This is a genomic window from Chryseobacterium sp. RU33C, assembly GCF_900156015.1.
Classification (GTDB): Bacteria; Bacteroidota; Bacteroidia; order Flavobacteriales; family Weeksellaceae; genus Chryseobacterium; species Chryseobacterium candidae.
Genome location: NZ_FTMT01000003.1, coordinates 1 through 22,952 on the forward strand (window position 1 = coordinate 1; position 22,952 = coordinate 22,952).

13 protein-coding genes are annotated in these 22,952 nt (G+C 37.4%); 3 read left to right on the forward strand and 10 right to left on the reverse strand.

The features are described from left to right. Positions 1–641: 641 nt before the first annotated feature. The 10 genes from BW946_RS03400 to BW946_RS03445 form a co-directional block, all read right to left on the reverse strand. Entirely contained in the window at positions 642–1,211 is a 570-nt protein-coding gene (locus BW946_RS03400) for a hypothetical protein (RefSeq protein ID WP_076594842.1), read from the reverse strand. Between the two features lie 9 nt (positions 1,212–1,220). Then, a complete protein-coding gene (locus BW946_RS03405) occupies positions 1,221–1,754 on the reverse strand; it encodes a hypothetical protein (protein WP_076594843.1) in 534 nt (177 codons plus the stop codon). After that, complete coding sequence (locus tag BW946_RS03410; protein WP_076594844.1) at positions 1,751–4,504, reverse strand: COG1470 family protein; 2,754 nt, start codon at positions 4,502–4,504, stop codon at positions 1,751–1,753. The genes BW946_RS03405 and BW946_RS03410 overlap by 4 nt, the downstream gene beginning before the upstream one ends. Next, positions 4,497–5,297 (reverse strand): WxL protein host-binding domain-containing protein, encoded by an 801-nt coding sequence (locus tag BW946_RS03415; protein WP_076594845.1) that lies wholly within the window; start codon positions 5,295–5,297, stop codon positions 4,497–4,499. The genes BW946_RS03410 and BW946_RS03415 overlap by 8 nt, the downstream gene beginning before the upstream one ends. Before the next feature lie 104 nt (positions 5,298–5,401). Then, on the reverse strand, positions 5,402–5,980 hold the full coding sequence (locus tag BW946_RS03420) for a hypothetical protein (RefSeq protein WP_076594846.1): 579 nt from the start codon (positions 5,978–5,980) through the stop codon (positions 5,402–5,404). 188 nt (positions 5,981–6,168) lie between these two features. After that, positions 6,169–8,514, reverse strand: coding sequence for a phosphocholine-specific phospholipase C (locus tag BW946_RS03425; RefSeq protein ID WP_076594847.1), 2,346 nt, complete (start codon positions 8,512–8,514; stop codon positions 6,169–6,171). An 82-nt stretch (positions 8,515–8,596) separates the two neighbouring features. Continuing rightward, positions 8,597–10,117 carry a SusD/RagB family nutrient-binding outer membrane lipoprotein gene (locus tag BW946_RS03430; RefSeq protein ID WP_228402448.1) on the reverse strand — a complete coding sequence of 507 codons (1,521 nt, stop codon included), beginning with the start codon at positions 10,115–10,117 and terminating at the stop codon, positions 8,597–8,599. 20 nt (positions 10,118–10,137) lie between these two features. Beyond that, entirely contained in the window at positions 10,138–13,296 is a 3,159-nt protein-coding gene (locus tag BW946_RS03435) for a SusC/RagA family TonB-linked outer membrane protein (RefSeq protein WP_076594848.1), read from the reverse strand. Positions 13,297–13,627: 331 nt separating this feature from the next. Further along, complete coding sequence (locus tag BW946_RS03440) at positions 13,628–15,232, reverse strand: autotransporter assembly complex protein TamA (RefSeq protein ID WP_076594849.1); 1,605 nt, start codon at positions 15,230–15,232, stop codon at positions 13,628–13,630. A gap of 123 nt (positions 15,233–15,355) precedes the next feature. Then, positions 15,356–16,150 carry an SDR family oxidoreductase gene (locus BW946_RS03445; protein WP_076594850.1) on the reverse strand — a complete coding sequence of 265 codons (795 nt, stop codon included), beginning with the start codon at positions 16,148–16,150 and terminating at the stop codon, positions 15,356–15,358. Positions 16,151–16,547: 397 nt separating this feature from the next. On the opposite strand from BW946_RS03445, the gene BW946_RS03450 reads away from it, so the two are divergent. The 3 genes from BW946_RS03450 (at position 16,548) to BW946_RS03460 (ending at position 22,918) form a co-directional block, all read left to right on the forward strand. Then, positions 16,548–19,436 (forward strand): SusC/RagA family TonB-linked outer membrane protein, encoded by a 2,889-nt coding sequence (locus BW946_RS03450; protein WP_076594851.1) that lies wholly within the window; start codon positions 16,548–16,550, stop codon positions 19,434–19,436. 26 nt (positions 19,437–19,462) lie between these two features. Continuing rightward, complete coding sequence (locus tag BW946_RS03455) at positions 19,463–20,971, forward strand: RagB/SusD family nutrient uptake outer membrane protein (protein ID WP_076594852.1); 1,509 nt, start codon at positions 19,463–19,465, stop codon at positions 20,969–20,971. Between the two features lie 120 nt (positions 20,972–21,091). Then, on the forward strand, positions 21,092–22,918 hold the full coding sequence (locus BW946_RS03460; protein WP_076594853.1) for an alkaline phosphatase: 1,827 nt from the start codon (positions 21,092–21,094) through the stop codon (positions 22,916–22,918). Positions 22,919–22,952: the final 34 nt, after the last annotated feature.

Genomic DNA, 22,952 nt, shown 5'->3' on the forward strand with positions numbered 1-22,952 from the left:
GGGAGAGTAGGCCGCCGCCAGTTTTTATTTTATTTTTAAAAATCCTTTATCTTATTGATAAAGGATTTTTTTTTGCTTTATACCCAAGCAGGGAATACCTAAACTCATACATAATGAGCAATGAGTAATAATTGATAAACAATACATCGATTATTCATGAACCATCAATCATCAACGATCACTTATCACTTATCACTTATCCATTATCAACTATCATTAATCACTCATCCTTATGATGGACAGTATACACTCCAGTTGTCACTCCACAGAAGTCTCAACATAGTATTATCAAATAACTCAGTATTACTTTTGTTTTTTTAACCTTTGATCTCTTAAGACTCTAATAAAGTTGGCTGGATTCCTGCGGAATGAAACAGTAGAAAGAAACGGCGCAAGTGAAAAAGAAAGACGCCATTGGAAAAGAAATAATTGGAAAAGAATGTTTATCTATTGGGAGAATAATATTCTTTCCTTTTTTAAATCTCATAAATCGATTATCACAAATAAGAAGTACAATTTCCTGATAAATATGTCCGCGTAGCTCAAATCTACTTTATTTTAAGCCAAAAGAAATAAAAAACCACCTCTGTAAAGAAGTGGTTCCATTTATGGCATTTTGATTTTGAATTTACAAAAGACACTTAGTTTGCTGCGATTGTAAAAACTATTTGTGCGCTATATGTTGCCGCAGGAATTGTTACAGATACACCACCTATTTGTAATTGTACATTTATAGCTGAGTAGTCTACACTGTTGTTAACGCCTAATACTCCACCAAATGTAATTGTAGAAAGTGTTACTGCACTGGACTGAGGTATTTCTATATAATTCGCCGTTCCTCCAGAAAATGTAACGGAACAAAGCAAACAAAGCCCGTTGATAGTTGCTGATCCACCACTTCTTTTTGCATAAAGTTTCAGAGAGCTGTTCCAGTTGGTAGGAAGATATTGCATACTGATTTTGGCACCAGAGCTACCAAGAAGATTCAGGAAAGATCCTGGTAAATGACCCGACAATGTGAGTAAGCCAGGATTATCGTAAGTTCCGGTATAGTTGGTTCCCGCTTCAGTGATGGTAGGTGCACTTGCATTCCAGTTAGATCCTGTAATATTTATGGTTTGCCCCTCAAGGTAACTTCCCATTATTAAAGCAATAATGTATAGATATCTTTTTAAGAACTGTTCTTTGAGAAAAGGACTTTTAATTTTCATTTTTTAATTTTATTCTGTAATGGTGTAGGTGATGACAATAGCTGTATTGGTCTGTGCCTGTAAATTGCCATAAGTACTAGTGGCAAGTGAAATGGTGAGGGCATGGCCGTTATTCGCTCCATTTCCTGTATATGCTCCTCCAATACCACTAATAATCGTAGTTGGAGTGGTTGTAAGGATAACCTGCCCTGCAGATGTTCCCAATGTTCCACCTCCGGCTCCGGAAGCTGCAGCTGCCTGAATTCTTATATTAACACCTGGAATAACTGTATTTACTGATGCTGTAATTCTTCTGGTAAGTCCTCCGGAAGCGATAGCAGATGTATAGTTGATCCACTTTGACGTATTGGGTGCTGGAGCTACCAGAGCATTTCCGGCCTCGGTAGGGCGTGTAAAATTTAAAGTTATGCTTCCTGTAGGTTCAATATCCATTAAAGTTACTTTGGGTAAAGTCAAAGTAACGGTAGTACTTGCAGTCTGGGAATAGGTTGAACTGTATACAGTACAAAATACAATTAATAATATGGAACGGATCAGAATCATTTCTTCTTTTTTATTTCATTATATCCTACTTTCAAGGATTCCTTTTGATATTTGATCTCTATCTGTTGTTTAACAATATTGATGCTTAATTTTTTTGTTTCTGATGGTTGTAAAGTAAACAGAAATTGGTCTGTTGAGATTTTATAGCGTTTATCCAACCCATTACGATAAACTTTTACAATCCAGTCTCCCGGACGTAGATAAGTGAAATCAAAATCTTCTCCGATGTAGCATACCTTACGAAAAGTCTGATCATGGCTGCTAGCTTCTACAATGATACTTTCCCTTTTCTTCTTTCCTTTTAAAGATAATTGTTGCCCGGAATCTGGCTGGTCTTTTTCTCCGGTTTCCAGGAAATTAACCTGGCCCTGAACATTTGCTGCGGTTGTTAATCCGAAATTAAAAGTATGCTCTTTATTCATCAATGAAAGGGAGGCTGGAAAAGTTTGGGTTGGAATATCATTGATTTCTGTGGTGGAACGGTCTATTTCAAGAAAATAATTACCCGGGATAACATTTTTAAACATATAATTTCCATCCTTATCGGTAACGGATAGGTAACTTCCAAGTATTAATCTTATTCCCTCAGTTTTTTTTATACCTAAGTTGCTTACATTTCCAGAGAGTGAAATATAATCGGCAATTTTCTGTACAGGTATGTTAGGCCGCCATGTATAGTGCATAGAGAATATGAAATCTTTATCTCCAATTTCTCCTCTTTGCAATGAATATCTTCCGGAAAGGTCAAGTTCGTTTCCAGGAAATAATTGCTGATGAAAAAGAAGTTCAAACAGATTTCTGTCTTTGAAATATTCCTCAGGCATATAATTGTTCTGATAAAAAATGCTTAAGCTGGTTTTATCGGAAAGCTGACTATAAATTCTTGCTCCGTAGTAAAGGCTTTTCTGATTCTGAAGCTGATATCTTGAGCTTATAGCATAACTTCCGAAGATGTTAAAAGATGTTTTGAATTTTTGAAATGAAAGGTTGGCAGAATAGAAACTCGAATTTCCACTAAATCCAGTCAGATAATTATCTGTTTTCCCGAATTGTCCATCTACATTTATCTGAAATACTCCTATCTGTTGATTAATACTCACTTTGAAATAACGTTCATAATAATCAAACTGTTTAGGTTCTAAACGATCTTTATAGGTTTGATACCCGTTATTAAGAATAATGAAGCCACTAGGCAGGTATTTGTACTGTACTCCATATTGAAAATACTTTCTGTAGGGGGCTGCCAGTAACAGGGTATCTCTTTGGAAGTTTTTGGCATCCTGCATGTAATTGGCAAATATGCTGATCTTTTTGGTGATATTGTAATAAATATTACCGTTAAAGGTATTTGTATTGGTAAAATATCCTGCAAAATCAGGACTGGCTCTCATGTACATCAGACTTCCGTTCAATTTTTTTAAAATGGCTTCTGCCTGTAATAAATAAGCTGTTCCATTTGTTTTTTGTGTTGTACTGTATGCCAGTTCCCCGGAAAGATTAATATTTTTTGAAACTTTAAATTTCCCTTTAGCATAAGGCAGATGAGCATCTGAGTCAAGTTTTACATCTCCAGATCGGATTTCTTCTTTCCTCGGAGTTTTGTAAAGATATCCTACAGATACTTCAGATTCTTTTCGGATTTTAAACGCTGAAAAAATATTAAATTCATCTTTAATATCTCGGAAGAATCTGGGATGATTATAGAAGCCGCCGAAGCTTACTTTATTAAAATCATATCGGATTTCTGCCCCGCGGCCGTATCTTGCAAATTCTGTAAGATAAGAAGAAGAGTAGGTTTTATCGCCAAGATGAAGAAAAAACTTATCCCGTTTATAATTCACAAAATATTCCTCATATTGGGTGAATGTATTAAGCTCTACCGGATTGTGAGTGACAGCCCTAAATTCAATCTGATTCTTATTGTCTTTATCAAGTGTTCCTTTTCCGTAAATTTCACCTTGAAAACCATCATTATAAACGCCCATATTCTGCATTCCAATGAAAGATAAAGAGAAAGCAACAGGCAGTCTGTGATAAATATCGTTTTCAGAGGGTTTTACTGATATCACCTGAGTGGTTGCATAGACATCCTGAGTTTCTTTGGGATTATTCCTCGGATGTACCGAAAGATTTAGGTTCTGAAATTCATTCTGAGCAAGTTCAGAACTTGTTACTTTGTGAATCGTAATGATTTTGGATTCATTGGGTGCAAGAACAAGAGATGATTCATTGTCAATAACAGCATTTTTACTTTCAATAACGATACTTTCCGTTATATTACCATTGTTTTTTAAAAGAAAAGCTGCACGGACCGTTTCTCCAGCTCTTACAAATTCAGGTATATTTAAAACCGTAACCATAAGCTTTCTGCTTCCGGAAACTACAATTTTTGAACTTTGTGTAAAAGCTGTTCCATTATTACGGTCTGTAATGTTCAGGGTGACAGAATAAATACCCTGTCCTGTTTCAGTACCGATCCGTAAAGGAACTAAATATACCGATGTTTCATAAGGCGGAATCTGAAATTCTCCCTTTGCTAAAATAGGATTTATTGAAGAACTTGAAGTGACAACTGAAATATCATATATTTTGGTTTCCGTCGAATTATTTTCTAAGGTGAAGGGAATAGAAGTAGACATTCCCGGCATTAAACTATCTTTTTTACTGACCAATCTGTCGGATTGCTCTTGGGAAAAAATAAATACCGGGAATATTGATATGATAATAAATAAAGTCCAAGTTTTAATCATTTTTTACTTCTAATTCCACATTGAGTGCAAAAGCATTCTCTTCTTCATCCGTTGCTATGATAGTTGCTTTGTATTTGTCAGGGGGTAATCTACTGATATCAATGTAAAATGTCTTGGAGGTATCTGGCAAAAGTCCCATCGTTAAACTTGAATAAGTTCCCATCTTTTCACCCGTTTTCCGGTTATAGATTTCAATAGAAGCTGTCGGTTTACAGTAAAGATTACCATGATTGGCTATTGCTATCTTTGCTGTCTGCTTTCCCTCCTGTTTTTCCACTTTTACATTTTCAAACTTAAGGTCCGGTTGGCCCTTTTCTGCTTCAACATCTGTAATGACCTGAATGGCATATCGTATAACAGAAGTGATGCTCACTCCCGGTTTATTGTCGCTGGGTTTTATCTCTTCTACCGGTTCTACAATGATCACACTCCAATAGCTTCCCGGATCAATTGCCTTATTGGGAACTGTTATTTCATAAAATATCTCAGTCTTTTCCTTACCTTTAAGAGTAACAAGATTGGTATTGAGCTTTAGCCATTCTCCATTACTGCGTTTATTGGTACGTAATGCTGTATAATTGATGGTTCCGTCTGCATGGTAGGTATAATCCTGTAAAAATATTTTTACACTTTGAGGGATGCTGCCTGTGTTTTCAATAGCAACTTTTCCTTTATACACCTTTCCGTTTTCTATTTTGTAAGAATGCGTAAGCCCGTTGAGAATCACAATACCGGCATGTAAAAGGCTGAACTGCAAAATCAGGGTGATCAAAATAAGGATACGCTTTATCATGATGTAAAGTTTGAAGTTAAATCATTAATAATACAAAGCCAGGAAGAAACTGAATAACAGCTTCTTCTTGTTTTTGAAAGGCAAAATTGAATTTTAGTTAAATTCTAATTGTCTGATATCGTATAGGTAACGGTGGCAGCAACCGTAGCTGTAGCTTGTAAATCGGCATAAGCTGCTACTCCTCCAGGACCACTTCCTGCAGCAAGAGCGTAGGTAAGATTGTGTCCGTTATTGGCTCCGTTACCGGTATAAGCACTTCCGATTCCGGAAATAATAGTCTGGTCGGCTGCACTTAATGTCAGAAGGCCTGCAGATGTTCCCAGTGTTCCTGCTCCGGATCCGGTAGCAGCAGCAGCAGTTACGTTAAGATCTACTCCAGGAATAATGGCATTCATTTTTACACTTACATTACGTGTAGGGTCTGCAACAGATTTAATAGAAGAATAGTTAAGCCATAAAGTAGTGTTGGCTGCATCCGGAATAATAGGACTTCCTGCTTCAGTAGGAGCTGTAAATCCAAGGGTAATGTTTTTTGTTGCTGCCGGTTCAATATCTACCAATGCAACTTCGGGAATAGAAATGGTAACCGTATGGTTGTCTGTATTGATGTCCTGTGCGCTCAGATTCCCGGATAGAGCAAACGCAAATAAAGACGCTGCAATAGTCAAATTTAATTTTTTCATGATGGTGATAATTAGTAGAGTGAATATAACGAAATTCGGAATACATTGAATAAAATATATAATAATTTTTATATTAATAAGTATTTACATTGCGTAATGTGTTTTAGTTGAAATATTCTTTAACAGAATAAGTCAAAAAAAAACCTATACAAATTTGTACAAGTTTTTATCAATATTAAAAGAATTTTTTACGCCCAATGTGGATCAGAAACAGAAGCTTTTCCGGTCTCAATACGTCCGGCAAAGTGCCACAGATGCTCGTTTGACGAGATTTTCAAATCATACCACCCTTTAAATTTATCAAGATCGATAATTATTTTTTCTTCTGATTTTTCTACAGGAATTGTTTTTTTATTTTTTGTGTACAAATCTTCCAGGCTGATGGAGAAATTTTTCTTTTTGTTACTTCTTACAGTCAGCTCAACCTGGTTTTTTGCTGTTATATTTTCTAAAATTATCTCTATTTCCGGAGAAATACTTCCCTGAAATTTCCTGAAAAAGCCATTGGGACCGAAAATTTCATAGTCATAGGCTCCGGAATGCACAGCATGGGATAAATTTTGTCTGGAATATAAGGCATATGAAAAATGATAATTATTACTGTTAAACTGAGTCCTGTCATAAACAAGCAAAGGGACTCCATTTTCTTTCAGATTAGTCATTTTTATATGATCACCTTCCAAATTGACATGGAAATGATAAGGCAGCGGGTTGGATGGCTTCAGTCCTCTTTCCTGAATGTCAAGCAAACTATCATTAAGTTGATCTTCAGAATACCATTTCAGATCAGGAACTGGTTTATTTTTAGCTGCATTGATGGTTTTAGCGTAATCCTTCTGATCCAGATAATCCATCTGCGGAACTTTTATACTGGAAGAGTTGAAAGCAGAGGTAAGATCACCGCATACAGCTCTTCTCCAGTCACTGATATTATCAACATGTACATTCTTTTTGAATTTCTTCATAATGAATTTCTCCAAAAACTGCAGGACAGAAGTATGATCCGATACTTCGGAATTGACAAAGCCTCCTTTGGTCCATGGCGAAGCGATGATCATAGGAACTCTATAGCCTAATCCTACAGTACCTTCAATTTTTTCATAATTTTTTAAAGAAGGATTACTCATGTATTCCTGAGATTGATCTACATATTCCACTCCTTCTTTTCCATTCATGTCAACAGGCTGGCTTGGATTCACCGGTGGTGCGAAAGGCAGCACATGATCAAAATATCCATCGTTTTCATCGTAATTGATGATGAATATGGTTTTTTTCCATATTTCAGGATCTTTGGTAAGAATATTTAAAACCTCAGAAATATACCAGGCTCCGTACCAAGGCGATCCTGGATGATCTGAGAAATGTTCAGGAGCCACAAGCCAGGAAACCAATGGAAGCTTTTTCTCTTCCACATCTTTTCGGAACTGAAAAAGTACATCTCCTTCAGGAACAACCAGTCTTTCACCGTTTTCATCCTTTCCGATTTCCAGTTTCCAGTAATCCGGATCGTTGGAATTGGTTGTAAATGCTTTTTCGTGAAGGTTTTTTTCTTCCTTTGAAAGCCTGGAATAATTATCAGGATGGTATTTCACCTGATCTTCCTGTACTTCCGCCAGCATAGCCTCCAGCCTTTGTTTCTGACCAGGATTTTTTTCAATTTCCCCTTTCAGATAGGTGATGATATTAGGAATATTCTGATGGTATCCTTTTGAAAACTTAACGTTGAATTTTGAAAACCACTCAATCGGGTTATCTGTAAAATTACTCAGCCAGGCTTCCTGCTCTCCGGACATTCCCTTTGGAAGACTGATTTCATTCTGATAAATTCTCCACGAAACATTTTGCTGCTCTAATATTTCCGGGAAACTTTTCCATTTTGCCTGCCTCGCTTTATCATAATCAATATTTTCATTGATAACATTGGCTTTTACCTTTCCATTCTGCTGTTCTCTCAATGTTCCGGACCAAAGAAACAGCCTGTTGGGAGTAGTTCCGGTAAGTGAAGAGCAGAAATACTGATCGAATATGGTAAATGCATCTGCCAGCTGATAATAAAACGGAAGGTCTTCACGGTTGTAATATCCTAAGGTAAGCGGAATATTCTTGTAATCTTTATTTCCTGAGGCTTTCGCCTGAAGCCATTGGTCAAATTTTCCTTTGTTCAATGCTTTTTGCTGATCAGCCCATGAATGTGGAAGTGAGCTCATCCAGGTAGATTTTGTATTTCTTAAATCCAGTCGGGCAGGAGAAGCATATTTTCCTTCGTCATTTTTTTGAAAGAAAACAGAATGTCCATCCTGTTTTACAAAAGCTCTTTTATCCAAAAAGCCTCTTACTCCTTTAAGGGCCCCGAAAGCGTGATCAAATGAACGGTTCTCCTGCATCAGGATGACAACATGTTCTGCATCATAAAACGTAGACTGCGCAGCAGGATCAATGGCTAAAGCTTTTAAAATAGAAGGATGCAGAACATTTGAAGTTCCTAATCCAGCTAATAAAAGACTTGATTTCTCTAAAAATTCTCTTCTGTTCATGTTCAATCGTAATAAGAAAGAAACCGCAAATTAATAGGATTTTCCTGCGATTTCTTTGTTTTATATAAAAATAATCATGTTTTTATTGCAGCCACCAGGGTTTGGAATTGATATTATCATTTCCTCCATACTGAGCGGCTAATGCGGCCTTTAAATTGTTGCTGTTGTAATTATACTCAGACTGCGGATATCTGAATCTGAAAGGTGCTGCAACACCTGCTTTTAAAGGATAGTTAGGATAACCTGTTCTTAAATAGTCATAATATGAAGTCCACTGTGCCTGATGGAACATGGTCATGTATTTTTGGGTCATGATCTTCTCCAGCTGTGTTTGTAGTGGATCAGCATTATTATAAACCACTAAAGGAGTTGCCAGATATTGATTCACATCAAAGCCTGAGAAATACTGTCCCGGATTTTTTACATAGGTCTGATAAAAACTGAAACTCGCTTTGATTGCGTTGTCATAATGTGTTTTTGCAGATCCGGAAATCCAGCCTCTTGCCGCAGCTTCGGCCAGAATAAACTCAAGTTCTGAATAACTCAATACAGAAGCAGGCTCATTGGTAGGATCTTTATAAAAACGGTCGTTTACTTTAGAGATATTTTTTGCTGTGATCAAAGCAGCATTATCAGAATAAGGTGACGTAGGATTTCCTCCGTTATAAGCTGTATAATCTGTGATCGCTTTTCCGGCTTCTTTTGCTCCGGTAGTTTGTGCCGCAAATGTAAACAAACGCGGATCATGTCTGTCTTTAAACATATTAATGAAATAATCTGCCATGTACAAACCCGAACCATATCCGCTATTATTAAACATGGTGTATCTGCTGTCAGCAGCATCAGCAAACTTAAGTTCACCATTATCTGCAATGGAGGTCATTATAGACTGGCTTCCTGCAATTGAAGCAAATTCTGCAGCAATATTATAACTTCCTACTGTAGTTTTCTTAGATAAAGTGATCAGTATTTTCAGGCGGAATGAATTGATCAGTTTTTTCCACTTTAAAGCATCTCCTTTGTAGACAATATCTCCTTCAATTTTATCGCTGGTATTAATAAGATCATTGGCTTCTTTGAGTTCTGATAAAATCCCGGCCATGATCGCTTCCTGAGTATCATATTTCGGTTGTGTAATCCCGGATTCACCCTTTGCCGCTTCAGAATACGGAGCGCTTCCAACTTTCAAACTGATGTTGAAGAAATGATAGGCTCTCAGAAATTTTCCGATAGCCAGATAATTTTTGTTTCCTCTTTTCTCTGCTTCCTGCATCATTTTCCCTGTATTCAGAAGTCCTTTTGTGTAAACTTCAAAGGATAAATCATTCCATTTCATATACTGATAAGAATTTTCGCCATCAGTACCAATCATCATTCTTGAAGCGTACATATTATCTCCATCCACTTTGAAGGTGTATTGTGAAACATAGGTCAGAAGATTTTTGGGATCAATACTGGCCTGGTCATTCGGGTTTTCATTAATTGTATCAAGGTTGGATTCACATGATGCTAACGTCAGAAGCCCGGCTGCAAATATAGATTTCATCATCCATAATGCTGTTTTACCTTTTTGCCTTTTCACTTTGTTTATAGTATTTTTCATTGTCTAGACGTACTTTTTAGTTAAAACTTAAGATTAAAACCTATTCCAAACCATCTGCTGGAAGGATCCTGAATATCATTGCTTACATCACCTTCTCTTCCTGTCTTGATCTGGAAATCAGGATCGGAGTAAAGATTCTTTGATTTTTTCCACAGGGCTAAATTATAGGCAGAAATATTGGCAGTAAAGCCTTTTACCATTCCTTTCGGATTCAGTAATGACGAGAAATCATATTCCAGAACAACAGATCTCAACTTAACGAAGGTTCTGTCGAAAACGTTGGCAAATTCTTCACTCTCATCCTGCGTTACTCTTGCACGGTAGGGATAATTTTGTGCCCAGTCCTGATAGCTGATTGCTTTTGTGTGTGGTGTATAAAGCCCGGTTGCGGGATTGTAGTTAACTCCATCCGGTACAAAATAATAGGTTCCCGGATTAGCATACTCAAGATCCCTGTACGCTACAGAATTAGGATGTTTTCCTCCCCACCACATTTTTTCCACTACCTGAGACCTCATCACCCCACCGATGCTTCCGTCAATTCCGATGTTTAAAGTAAACTTTTTATATTTAAAGGTGTTGTTGAAACCGAAAGTCCAGTCAGGGTTGAAGTGTCCCAGGTTACTTGGGGTATTAGCTCTTGTCGGCATTCCTGTATTAGCATCAAGAATAACTTTTCCATCCGGAGACTTTTGCCATGTATAGTCATAATAGCTGTCCATTCTTTCTCCCAACTTAATGTTGTTGTAGTTCGGCATATTATCATAAATGGAAGTCAGCTTTTGCTCATAAGTACTCCAGTTGATCAATGTTTTCCAACTGAAATCAGCAGTTTTTACCGGAACTAAACCAAGGGAAACTTCAAATCCTTTCGTAGTATATTCATTTCCGTTTACATATTGTGAGGTGAAACCTGATGATTCAGCAGCCGGGAACTGAAGGATATTATTATAATCTAATGTTCTGAAATACGTGGCATCGAAAGTAATTCTGTTATTAAGGAAACCGGCACTTAATCCTAATTCATAAGATTTTGTCTGCTCAGGTTTCAGCATATTTTCAACATTCAGCGTTGTTGGAAAATAATAAGTAGGATTTCCATTGAATGTGATTCCCCCATTGTTCAGGTAATAATTTCTGATGGAATAGGGCTGGAAGTCATACGCTACTTTGGCCCATGATGCGGAAAGTTTCAGCATATTGACAGACTCCGGTAATTTTACCAGGTTTGAAATAACGGCACTGATGGAAGCAGAAGGGTAGAAGTAAGATCTGTTGGCCTTAGGCAGTGTAGAAGACCAGTCGTTACGTCCGGAAATATTGATGAAGAAAGCATTGTATAATCCGATATCAATGGTTGAATAAGCACTGTAAATTAACTTTTCCTTCAAATACATATAATTTTTAAGCGCTCCGATAGAGTTTTCAAAAGTGTACACTTCAGGAATTTTCAATCCGTCCGTAGATCTTTCATTTTTGTTGTTTTTATAGTAAAAAGCTGAACCTCCGGCGTTGATGGTGAAATCAAAGTTTTCAGATATTTTTTTCTTGTAAGTCGCCAGGACATCGTAGTTAAGGTTCCATGTTTTATTATCTTTCAAAATATAACCTCCGCTTCTCGGTGCACTATAATTGAAGTAAGAATAAGGACTCAATATTTCTGTTTTGCTGTGGTTTTCCACTAAAGATATTTTCCCTTTTACCGATAGATCCTGTGTTGCTTTATACTCTAAGCCTGTCTGTGCATTGATAATATCGGTCCGGTTCTGATTCTTGTAATACTCAGCTCCGAACCATGGGTTGTTGTACCATGCATAGTTCCAGTTGGCCTGTGCTCTTCCTTCCTTTCCGGGAATCCACATATGATTTTTCAATGCTTTTCCGTCTACATCTCCTCCCATCCAGATCAGAATAGTGTACATGTGTCCGCTTGGATTATAATCGTAGTTCGGGATATTAGGAGTAAAGGCCTGGTTGAAGTTGAATTTTGTGTCAAAGATTAATTTCTCACCAAGATGATTTTCAGAAGAAAAGTTGATTCCGTATTTCTGAAGATAAGAGTTCGGAACTCTGTCATCATAATTCATGAAATTTCCGGAGAATCTGTATACGTCTTTGTTATTTCTATAGCTGATCGCAAAATTATTATTGTTGATGACAGCGGGCTTTAAGAATGTATTTAAGTTATCATGGTATTTCCAGTCGATCGGAACTCTTTCATACCTTGATTTGTCATCATACTGAGTTCCTGTCACAGCTCCATACCACGGAACAACCTGTCCTGTTACTTTATCTCTAATTGGACTGTTCCATTGGGCAATCTGTAAGCCGGGAACGAATTTTGGTCCCCAGATCATATCTCCGTCATTCACCCCGCCATCAGCTCCGTCCCAGAATTCATATTTTCCGTGTGATCCGTTACCGTATTCAGTCTGGGTTTTCGGAAGATTGGTAAAACCACCAGTGATCATGGTATTCTGAGAAAATTCTACAGAAAAACCTTTCTTCTTAGCATTTTTTGTTGTGATTAAAACAGCTCCGTAACGACCTCTTGAACCATAGAGAGCAGAAGCGGTAGCTCCTTTCAGCACGTTGATGTTTTCAATATTGTTAGGGTCCAAATTCTGGAAAACCTCTTTTTCAACAATCACACCGTCAATCACAAAAACGAGATTGGAATTTCCTCTCAAAGTAAACTGCGGAGCCTGCTGCATTCCTGTAGGATTGGAAACATTCAGACCAGCAACCTGTCCTGAGAATAAATTCCCGATACTTGGCGTAGTAATGGTTTCAAACTGTTTCGTTCCCACTTCCTGAGTGGCATAACCAATCTTTTCTTTCTTCTTGGCAATACCTAATGCGGTAATAACAACGCCTTCAATCTGCTTTTCGTTTTGCTTTTTTAAGACAACAGAATACTGTTTTTTGGAAGAAACCTCAACGGTATAAACAGAAAAATCAGGAGCAAAAAATTCAAGAATATCTTTTGGGTTTGCAGAAATGGTGAAATTACCATTTTCATCTGTAGTAGCAGTCTTTCCTGTGTTTTTGTCGGTGATGTTCACACCGGAAACACTAGAACCGTTTTCAGATTTTACATTTCCGGAGATAGTAATTTCCTGAGCGGAAAAATAAAGGGGAAGTAAAAAAACGGCAAAAGTGGCTAGAGTTTTCTTCATTTTTTTGAAGGCAAATTTAGCAGAGTACTGTTACCTGTTCTTTAATGATGTATTAAAATAAGAATACGATTTAATATTTTTTAACATTAAAAATTAATAAATAAGTAAAATGGGAAATATTCTTTGTATAGAGACTTTTGCTTTATTTTATAGATATTAATATAAGGAGGGATGCTGGGAGAGGGAAGATGGAAGTTATTTTGGTGTTGCCAACTTCTTGAAGCCCTCAGTAATAGATTTTTGAAGAGAAACTTTTCTATAAAAACAACAGGATAGTAAAACTGTGACTTCGATAACTTCCAGCCTTCAGCTTCCCTCTTCCTTTCTATTTTTAAAACCTACTCAGAATTCCCCAGTGGATTTTAATATCATTAAACTTAAAAGGATTTCCAAACTCATTTCCGTTAGACAGCTGAAAGCTCATCAATCCGATAGGAATGAAGAAATTAAAACCAAGCCCCACACTATAGAGTTTGGGTTTTACATTCAAAGATTTATTATTGAGCTGGCCATATTGTCCAAAGACGTCAAAGAAGGCCTGATTCCCGATAAGGTATCGGTATTCCAGACTTCCATAATAGAAGAAATCGGCAGCAAGAGAGTTTTCATTAAATCCCCGCATGGAATTCCAGCCTCCGAAACGGTATAATTCATTGGCCGAGAATGCTATTTTAGAATCCATCATGGCACCTTCCGCTTTGATGTTCAGAAAGTGGTTTCCCGAAATATGATAATTGTGTTCTCCGAAAAAATAGAACTGATTTTGGTTGGCTTTGATATTATCTTTTGAGTAAGTGGTTGTCAAAAAGTCATATCCGGCATTGATCCTTGTTTTATAAAGGAAAAGGTCAATGTCAGTAGGTTCTACCATTTCAAACCATACCCCTATTCCTTTTTTGTTATAGTCTTTTCCCTGGGTGTAGAGTTCATCTATAATTGTTGAAGTTTCCAAAGTTCCTCTAAGACCTATTTTATTTCGGTTATTGATATGGTAATAAAAAGCAGGCAGGAATTTTACGTTGGCAAACGTTGAGTCCTGTCTGTAGATATTTACTTTTGTATCCATTCCGACGTTTGATTTGAACAGGTAAGGAATATCTACCCGAAGATCAAAAGTCTGCCCTTTATCCGGGTTTCTCTGCCAGTATAAATTGACGGTTTCAAAACCATTGAACATATTCCTGAAATTGACATTCATCGTTCCGTTTAAGGTAAACTTGGAGGTTTTATCATTTCCAAAACCAATCACCCCATCAAATGTATTGGTCTTTTTCTTTTCCAGAAAGAGGTAAATACTGGTGGAGTCTTTTGTGAATAAAGTTTGTGGCTGCCGTTCGAGGATCAGAAAAGGATGGCTCTGAAAGGTTTTGTTGATGGCTAAAAGGTTTTTGTCATCATAGTTTTTACCTTTGAACTCCTTTTCCATATTTTTGATGAACCTTTTGGGAACTTTTTCGTATCCCTTTACTACAAACCCGTTGATTGTTCTTTTATCATTTTTGTTGATGTCGAGTTCTACAATGGGATAGCCGTTTTTCTGCCCTTTGTATTTAGATTTGATTCTGCTGAAAGAATAGCCTTCATCAATATAAGTTTTGTTGATACTCTTCTTGGTGGAGTCTAGATTTTTAGTGAAAAAATCCTTCTGGATCTTTAATTTCTGAACAAGAGAATCCGTAAGGTTGACATATGTTTCATTGAAATTCCTGCCTTTATCGTAGAAAATTTCAGTGCTGTCGCCTTTTACTTTAACATCTTTCAGTTGGGTGAAGAAATAATTATTTTGGGCTAATGAATCCAGAAACTTTACTGCGGAAGTGGAATCTTTTACCTTTTTTCTGACTTTGGTTTCCGTATCAATCAGCCAATACTGCTTCTTCTGCGCTTGTGTAAAAACGCAGAACAGTACAAAAAATATTTTTAAAAGTAATTTCAATTTATTCTTCTGAATATGAAGGGGAATCTCTATAAAAATACAAAAGATTCTTCACTGCATTTCTGAACTACGTTCGTAGACTTTCCGTCAGTGTTCAGAATGACAATGCGCCTTATCAATCAACTAATTTTTATCCAGTTTATTATACTTCTTCATCAAATTTTCATAAGTTCCCTGTGGAAGAATCCATTTCAAAGGAACTCCGATTTTCTGCCCGAATTTACCAAAATAATAATGCGCTTTCCATTTATTTTTTGCTAAAAGTTTTTCAATGTATTCTGCGACTTCCAAAGGCTCTGTTCCGTCATTTACGTGAGAATTCATCAGCGCATATACTTTGTCAAAAACATTTTTGTAGGGCTGGGAAACCTGTGCAATCACTCTGTTGTCTGCAATATTGGTTTTAATATCTCCCAGGTGTAGAGAACATACATCAATATTCCATGGGTATACTTCATATCTCATTGCCTCTGTTACTTTATCCAGAGCAGATTTTGAAGCCGAATAAAATCCGCGGAAAGGCAAACCCATTTCACTTCCGATACTGGAAATATTAATGATTTTTCCGAATTGATGTTCGCGCATGTTCGGAAGAACGGCACTCATCATCTGTACAGGCCCGGCAAGATTCAGGCTGAAAAGCTTCAGAATATCTTCTTTCGTAGAATCTTCCACTGCACCTACCATTCCCATTCCGGCATTGTTGATCAGAACATCAATTTTGGGTTCTGTTTTTAAAACCTCAGCTACAGCATTTTGAACTGCAGTATTGTCTGTCACATCAGTTGGGATAGATTTGAAATACTGACTTTCCGTATGCTTTCGGCTTAGTCCATATACTTTATGTCCTTTTTTACCAAAATATTCGGCCAATGCAAACCCGATTCCTGATGAGGTTCCTGTTATAATGATGGTCATTGAATTTGTATGATTTTTAATGTTTTAATTTCTCTTCTGATACCAATGAGACATTTTTAAAGGTCTGTGTTCAAAAGTAAAATCTATTTTCAGCAAATGTAAAAAAAAGAAAAATGAACTCAGTTATTTATTATTCCTGAAATAATTTTAATGATTTCTTGATCTATTGTCCCGATTTGATAATAAAATTAAGACAAACTTAATCTCAATCCTGCATGTAATATTTGAGGAATGATTACTTTTAATTACATATGTTTCTGAAAAACAGGCGTTTAATTTTATTTTGTGGTAGATGGTACCTGAAAAAATATAAAATTTCTTAATAAAAACATAAGAAAACCTTAATGAGGCATGGAAGCAGACTGATCTAATTTTGCACCTAATCAAAAAGGAGATCATGAATGTATTTAAAATCCCTTTATCCGTAACGTATTTAACGGGAAGGGTATTACTTATTGGTGCAATATCGGCTTCACCGGTGTTCCTCGCTCAGAAAAAAGACAGCTTAAAAGAAAAATCCATCGACGAGATTGTTGTTATCGGCTATGGAACACAGAAAAAAAGTAAAGTTTCCGGAGCCGTTTCGGAGGCTTCGCTGGATAAGCTAACCTCCAGATCTTTATCCGGAGTAGGAGAAGTTCTTCAGGGGAAAGCTCCCGGAGTAACTGTAGTGAACGAAGGTGGAGATCCCAACGGAGCACCTAAGGTCAATATTCGTGGTCTGGGAGGAATCAATGGAGAAACACCTTTGTATGTGGTGGATGGAGTGGTTTTCAACGGAACACCATCTATCAATCCAAATGATATTCAGGATATTTCTGTACTGAAAGATGCTTCTGCAGCCATTTATGGAGCAAGATCTTCCGGTGGGGTTATTCTTATTACCACTAAGAAAGGCAAAAAAGGAAACCTTACCGTAGATTTTGATGTTAAATATGGAGTAAACCAGGCTTGGAGATTGAAAGAATCCCTGAATGCGGCAGAATTTCAGGACGTGATGTACAAAGCCTACGAAAATGCAGGGAAATTGGGAAGCTTACCGATGGCTTTTAATCCTAATCAATATCCGGACGGAAGAATTACCAGAACAGACTGGATGAAAGAAATTTTCAGAACGGGAACCATTCAGGAATACAATGTAAATCTGAGCGGAGGAAGTGAAAAATCCAGATATTTTGTGGGTATGAACCACAGAAGTCTTGAGGGGATCTTACTCAATACTCAGGCAAAACGATACAATTTCAGAGTCAATTCTGAACATAAAGTAAAAGACTGGCTGACGATCGGAGAAAATATGTATTATAATTACTCAGACGGCAATACAGCTGATACCAAAAGTGGATATACAGGTGCTTTGGTGGCGGCTATGTACTATCCGCCCAATGTTCCGGTATATACACCCAGCGGTGCTTTTTCAGGACTGCCAATTGATGTGGCAGGTGGATATGGAGATATGATTAACCCGGTAGCTTATCTTAAAAGGATCAGCATCAGAAATCCTACCCACGAGATTTTAATTAATCCTTATGCTGAAATTACAGTGGCAAAAAATTTAAAATTCCGTTCCAATTTTTCACAGACTTTTAAATTGGGTACTGTAAAAAACTTTACCTACAGAGTTTTGGAAGTAGGGAAAATTTTTGATACCAATAATTTAGAATACCAGTCCAATAATTCATCTACAGCACTTGCAGAGCAGTTGTTGACTTATAAAATTTCAGCGGGACAGCATAATTTTGATTTCCTTGGAGGTTTTACATTCCAGAAAACAATTGATGATGGGTTTGTGGCAAAATCGTATGACTTCAGAAGTGAAGCTGAGGTTTTCCAACACCTTCAGAATGCTGCAGATACCAATAAAGATGTTTCCAGTTACAGATTCAAACAGTCTTTGGTTTCTTATCTGGCGAGAGTAAACTACGATTATGCGGGGAAGTATATTGTAAGTTTATTGGGAAGACGTGATGGTTCTTCACTCGTAGCAAAACAAAACAGATTTGCGAATTACTATGCGGTTTCCGGTGCATGGGTAGTTTCGAAAGAAAATTTCATGCAGGATATTTCTTGGCTTTCCAGTCTGAAATTAAGAGGAAGTTATGGTATTTTGGGTAACCTTGGAGGGATTTCACCACAGGCTGTAAATCCTTTGATGACCAGAGACAATAATATTATTTTCGGTCAGGATCCTTCTCAGAATATTGCGTATTATGCTACCACACGTCCGAACCCGGATCTGAAATGGGGAAAATCTGAGCAGACCAACTTTGGAGTGGATGCTTCATTCCTTCACAACAGTCTTTCTTTACAGTTCGATTATTTTGTGAAGAATTCTAAAGATCAGATCTTCAATGTAAGCTTACCCAGTACGGCAACGTATAATAATCAGTATGTGAATGCAGGATTATTTCAGGATAAGGGATACGAATTAGGGATCAATTACAACAAAATAGTTTCCGATGACTTTACTTTCTCAGTGGGAGCTACGATGAGTCAACTTAAAAATACGGTGAAGCAGCTTGCCAATGTAGATGAGATCTTTATCAATGACAATGGAGTAAGAGGCGTATTGAAACCAACCCGCGTAAAAGTAGGTGATCCTCTGTATTCTTTCTATGGTTATAAGACAGGAGGAATTTTCCAGAGTCAGGAAGAAATCAACAATTATAAAGATGCCAACGGAAATCTTATCCAGCCCAATGCCAAGCCGGGAGATATTAAATTCCTCAAAAAAGAAGGAAATACCGGAGTGCTTAATAATAATGACTTTGTCAATCTTGGAAGTCCATACCCTAAATTCTCCTATGGCTTTTCATACAACATGACCTGGAAAAACTTTGATCTGAATCTATTCTTCCAGGGTGTTTACGGAAATAAAATATTCAACGGGATGAAATTTATTTCTTTGAATCCGGGCGGAACGGGACAAAACTATAATATGGACAGAGATATCCTGAATGCATGGACACCTCAGAATACCAATACTGATATTCCAAGACTGGTACACGGCGACCCAAGCGGAAACTATTCCAAAGTATCAGATTTCTATGTGGAAGACGGATCTTATTTAAGACTGAAGAACCTTACCATCGGGTATTCATTACCAAAAGAATTGTACAGAAAGCTGGATGTAAACAAAGTGAGAATTTATATGACCTCCAACAACCTGTTTACCATAACGAAATATACAGGATTCGATCCTGAAGTAGGAATGAACTCTTACGGAGTTGATACCGGAAGATATCCTCAGGCACGCTCATTCATCTTTGGAATAGAGGTCGGATTATAATTTTTAACCAACAAAAAGTAAAAGAAATGAAATTTTTCAATAAAATATTGTTAGTATCAGGAATATCAGTAATGCTTCTTTCATGTACAGGAGAACTTGATGTTCAGCCGGAAGGAACCCCTACAGAAGCCAGTTTCTGGAAAACAGAAAATGATCTTATTACCGGAGCAAATGCCATGTACAAGCCTTTATTCGATGGTGAATTTTATGGAAGAGGCCTTTTCTGGTTTATCAATGCCAGTGATGATATGGTAACCGGAAGAGCAAAAAGTGAGGCGGATAACGCCAAAAACTTCAGCAGCAATTACATCGCAGCAGGTGATCTTGAAACCCAGTGGAACAAAAGATACAACGTGATCGGAGTGGCCAACCGTGTGATCCGTAACGTTGATAATATTCAGACTTCGCAGGCTATTAAGAATAAATATCTTGGAGAAGCCCTTTTCATGAGCAGCAGAATGTATTTTGAGCTTGCTTATTCTTACGGAAACGAAAAAGCAGGAATCCCTATTATTGACCGCTCAAAAGATCCGGATCCCAACCCGATTCCAAGAGCTGCCAACGTAATGGAAAACTACACTTACATTGTGAATGACCTTAAAAGAGCAGCAGAATTATTACCTACTCAGGCAGAACTTCCTGCAAAAGACTATGGAAGACCTCATAAGGCCGCAGCATGGGCATTGTTGGCCAAAGTATATTTGTTTATGAAAGACTGGAAGAATGCAGAATTCTGGGCCAACGAAGTAATGACTAAAGGAAACAGAGCTTTGTTGAGTAATTTTTCAGATGTTTTCAAGGCTGAAAATAACTACAGCTCAGAATATATCTGGTCAATCCCCGGAACTCCGAAGTTTACAGCGTGGGGAAGTATTCTTCCGGGGGTAATGCTTGAAAACAAAGGATGGGGAGAATATAATGGATGGGGATATTTCCAGCCAACGAAAGAGTTATTTGATGAATATGAAGCAGGAGACCTTAGAAGAAGTACTACCATTCTTAAAATAGGAGACAAATTTACCTTTAACGGAAAAGAAAGAACATACGCTTCTTCCAATTCCCTTACCGGATACCAGTTTAATAAATATATGGATGCCTTCAAATATCAGCTGAACAGCGGTCATGTAAGTTCCAACGGAGATTATCCGTGTACAGATCTTGCTGTTCCCATTATGCGTTACGCTGAGGTGATCCTGATCAAAGCAGAAGCTTTATTGATGCAGGGAAAATCTGCAGATCAGGAAATCAATATGATCAGAATGCGTGCAGGTTTATCAGCTAAAAACGGATGTACATTGGCAGATCTGAAACATGAAAGACGTTGCGAACTGGCAGGTGAATGGGCAGACAGACACAGAGACCTTGTACGTTGGGGAGATGCACAGGCAGCTTATGCGAAGCCTCTTCACGGTATCAATGGACAGGTAGTCTGGGCAGCAAGAAACTTTAATCCGGCTGTGCATAATGTTTGGGCAGTTCCACAGGTTGAAATTGTAAACAGTCACGGAATCATTAAACAAAATGAAGGCTGGTAAAATTTAATCTTTATCTACAAGTCGCTATATCATTGCAGAACATTCTGTGATGATATAGTTTTTTCAAAGGAGTAGGGATAGACCGTTTTATGCCACCTATAAAATAATAACGATAAACAAATGAAACTATCAAAAATATTAGCTGTACTGGCACTGGCTGTTTTTTCAGAAAACCAGGCGCAGAATTATTTAAAATATAATGTTGGGAATGCCCATTCGCATAATGATTATATGCAGGAGATTCCCTTTTGGCAGGCTTATTATGCTAACTTCGGTTCCATCGAGGCAGATGTTTTTCTGGTAAAAGGCCAGCTTTGGGTTGCACATACCGAAAAAGAACTTTCGGCAGACAGAACACTGGAAAATCTTTATCTCGATAATATTTCAAAACAGATTAAACTTAACAAAGGAAATATTTATCCTGATACTGGTAAAAAGCTTCAGCTGCTGATTGATATTAAGCAGGATTATAAAACATCATTGGCTGTTTTGGTCAGTACATTAAAGAAATATCCGGAGATCACGGGAAATCCCGGAATTAAAATTGTCATTACTGGCGGAAAGCCTCAACCGTCAGAGTTTAATAATTATCCGAACTATCTTTATTTTGATGGAGATCTTGACAAAAACTATTCTGCAGATCAGTTGAAAAGAATAGGAATGTTCAGTGCAGACCTTCCGGGGTTGGTAAAATGGAATGGAAAAGGAATTCCAAGGGATGAAGAAACGCAAAAAATCAAAACTGCAGTAGACAAAGCTCATGTTCAGCAGAAGCCGGTTCGTTTTTATGGAGCGCCGGATTTTCCTAATGCATGGGTAAATCTGATGGATTTAGGGGTGGATTATATCAATACCGATCATATTCCGGATCTTAAAAAATTCATGAATAGTATTCCGAAAAACTTTTATAAGAATACAAAAGAATACGCCACTTATACGCCAACTTATCAATCAGATGGTGTGGAGAAAAAAGTAAAGAATGTGATTCTTCTTATTCCGGACGGAACTTCTTTACCACAATATTATGCTGCTTTCACAGCCAATAAAGGAAAGCTGAATGTTTTCAACATGAAATCCACCGGACTTTCCAAAACCAATTCATCCAATGCTTATATTACGGATTCGGCACCGGGTTCTACAGCATTTGCAACCGGTGTGAAAACCAAAAATACGTTTGTAGGCGTTGACAATATGGGAAAAGCACTCGCACAAATTCCTGATATCATCGCTGAAAAAGGAATGGTTTCCGGATTGATTTCCACAGGAGATGTTACAGATGCTACGCCTGCAGATTTCTATGCCCATTCGGACAACAGAAACAGTTCAGAACCTATTCTGAAAGATTTCGTTGCTTCAAAAACTAAAATACTGATCGGCGGTCCTACAAGCGGATTGTCTCAGGAAAATCTACAGAAATTCAAAGAAGCAAAAATAGATTTGTATCAGGATTTGAAATCAGTAAAGGAAATTAATAACCGTACCCTGGTTATTGATCCTCTGGCTTCACAAAGAGTAATCAGTGGAAGAGGAAACTGGCTGGCTGATGCTTTTGATCTTACCTTAAATGATTTAAAGAATAATAAAAAGGGATTCTTTATGATGATTGAAGCTTCCCAGACGGATGGCGGAGGCCACAGCAATAATATTGAACAGCTTATTACAGAATTACTGGACTTCGATCATGTTGTAGGGAAGGCGATGAAATTTGCTGATGAGAATAAAGAAACTTTAGTAATTGTGGTGGGAGATCATGAAACAGGAGGATTAACACTTTTGGACGGAAGTCTCAAAGAGGGTTGGATATTCGGGAACTTCAGTACGAATGATCACACCTCTATTCCGTCAAGTGTATTTGCGTACGGACCGAATTCAAAAGAGTTCACAGGACTGTTCGAAAATACTGAGATCTTTAGCAAAATACTGGGAGCTTACGGAATCCAGAAATAGCTTTTAATTTATAGTTTTACTTTTACAAAGAGAG

Excerpts from the sequence above, each read along its gene's own strand:
- BW946_RS03400 (WP_076594842.1), bottom strand. The coding sequence starts at position 1,211 with ATGAAAATTAAAAGTCCTTTTCTCAAAGAACAGTTCTTAAAAAGATAT.
- BW946_RS03405 (WP_076594843.1), bottom strand. The coding sequence starts at position 1,754 with ATGATTCTGATCCGTTCCATATTATTAATTGTATTTTGTACTGTATAC.
- BW946_RS03410 (WP_076594844.1), bottom strand. The coding sequence starts at position 4,504 with ATGATTAAAACTTGGACTTTATTTATTATCATATCAATATTCCCGGTA.
- BW946_RS03415 (WP_076594845.1), bottom strand. The coding sequence starts at position 5,297 with ATGATAAAGCGTATCCTTATTTTGATCACCCTGATTTTGCAGTTCAGC.
- BW946_RS03420 (WP_076594846.1), bottom strand. The coding sequence starts at position 5,980 with ATGAAAAAATTAAATTTGACTATTGCAGCGTCTTTATTTGCGTTTGCT.
- BW946_RS03425 (WP_076594847.1), bottom strand. The coding sequence starts at position 8,514 with ATGAACAGAAGAGAATTTTTAGAGAAATCAAGTCTTTTATTAGCTGGA.
- BW946_RS03430 (WP_228402448.1), bottom strand. The coding sequence starts at position 10,117 with ATGAAAAATACTATAAACAAAGTGAAAAGGCAAAAAGGTAAAACAGCA.
- BW946_RS03435 (WP_076594848.1), bottom strand. The coding sequence starts at position 13,296 with ATGAAGAAAACTCTAGCCACTTTTGCCGTTTTTTTACTTCCCCTTTAT.
- BW946_RS03445 (WP_076594850.1), bottom strand. The coding sequence starts at position 16,150 with ATGACCATCATTATAACAGGAACCTCATCAGGAATCGGGTTTGCATTG.
- BW946_RS03450 (WP_076594851.1), top strand. The coding sequence starts at position 16,548 with ATGAATGTATTTAAAATCCCTTTATCCGTAACGTATTTAACGGGAAGG.
- BW946_RS03455 (WP_076594852.1), top strand. The coding sequence starts at position 19,463 with ATGAAATTTTTCAATAAAATATTGTTAGTATCAGGAATATCAGTAATG.
- BW946_RS03460 (WP_076594853.1), top strand. The coding sequence starts at position 21,092 with ATGAAACTATCAAAAATATTAGCTGTACTGGCACTGGCTGTTTTTTCA.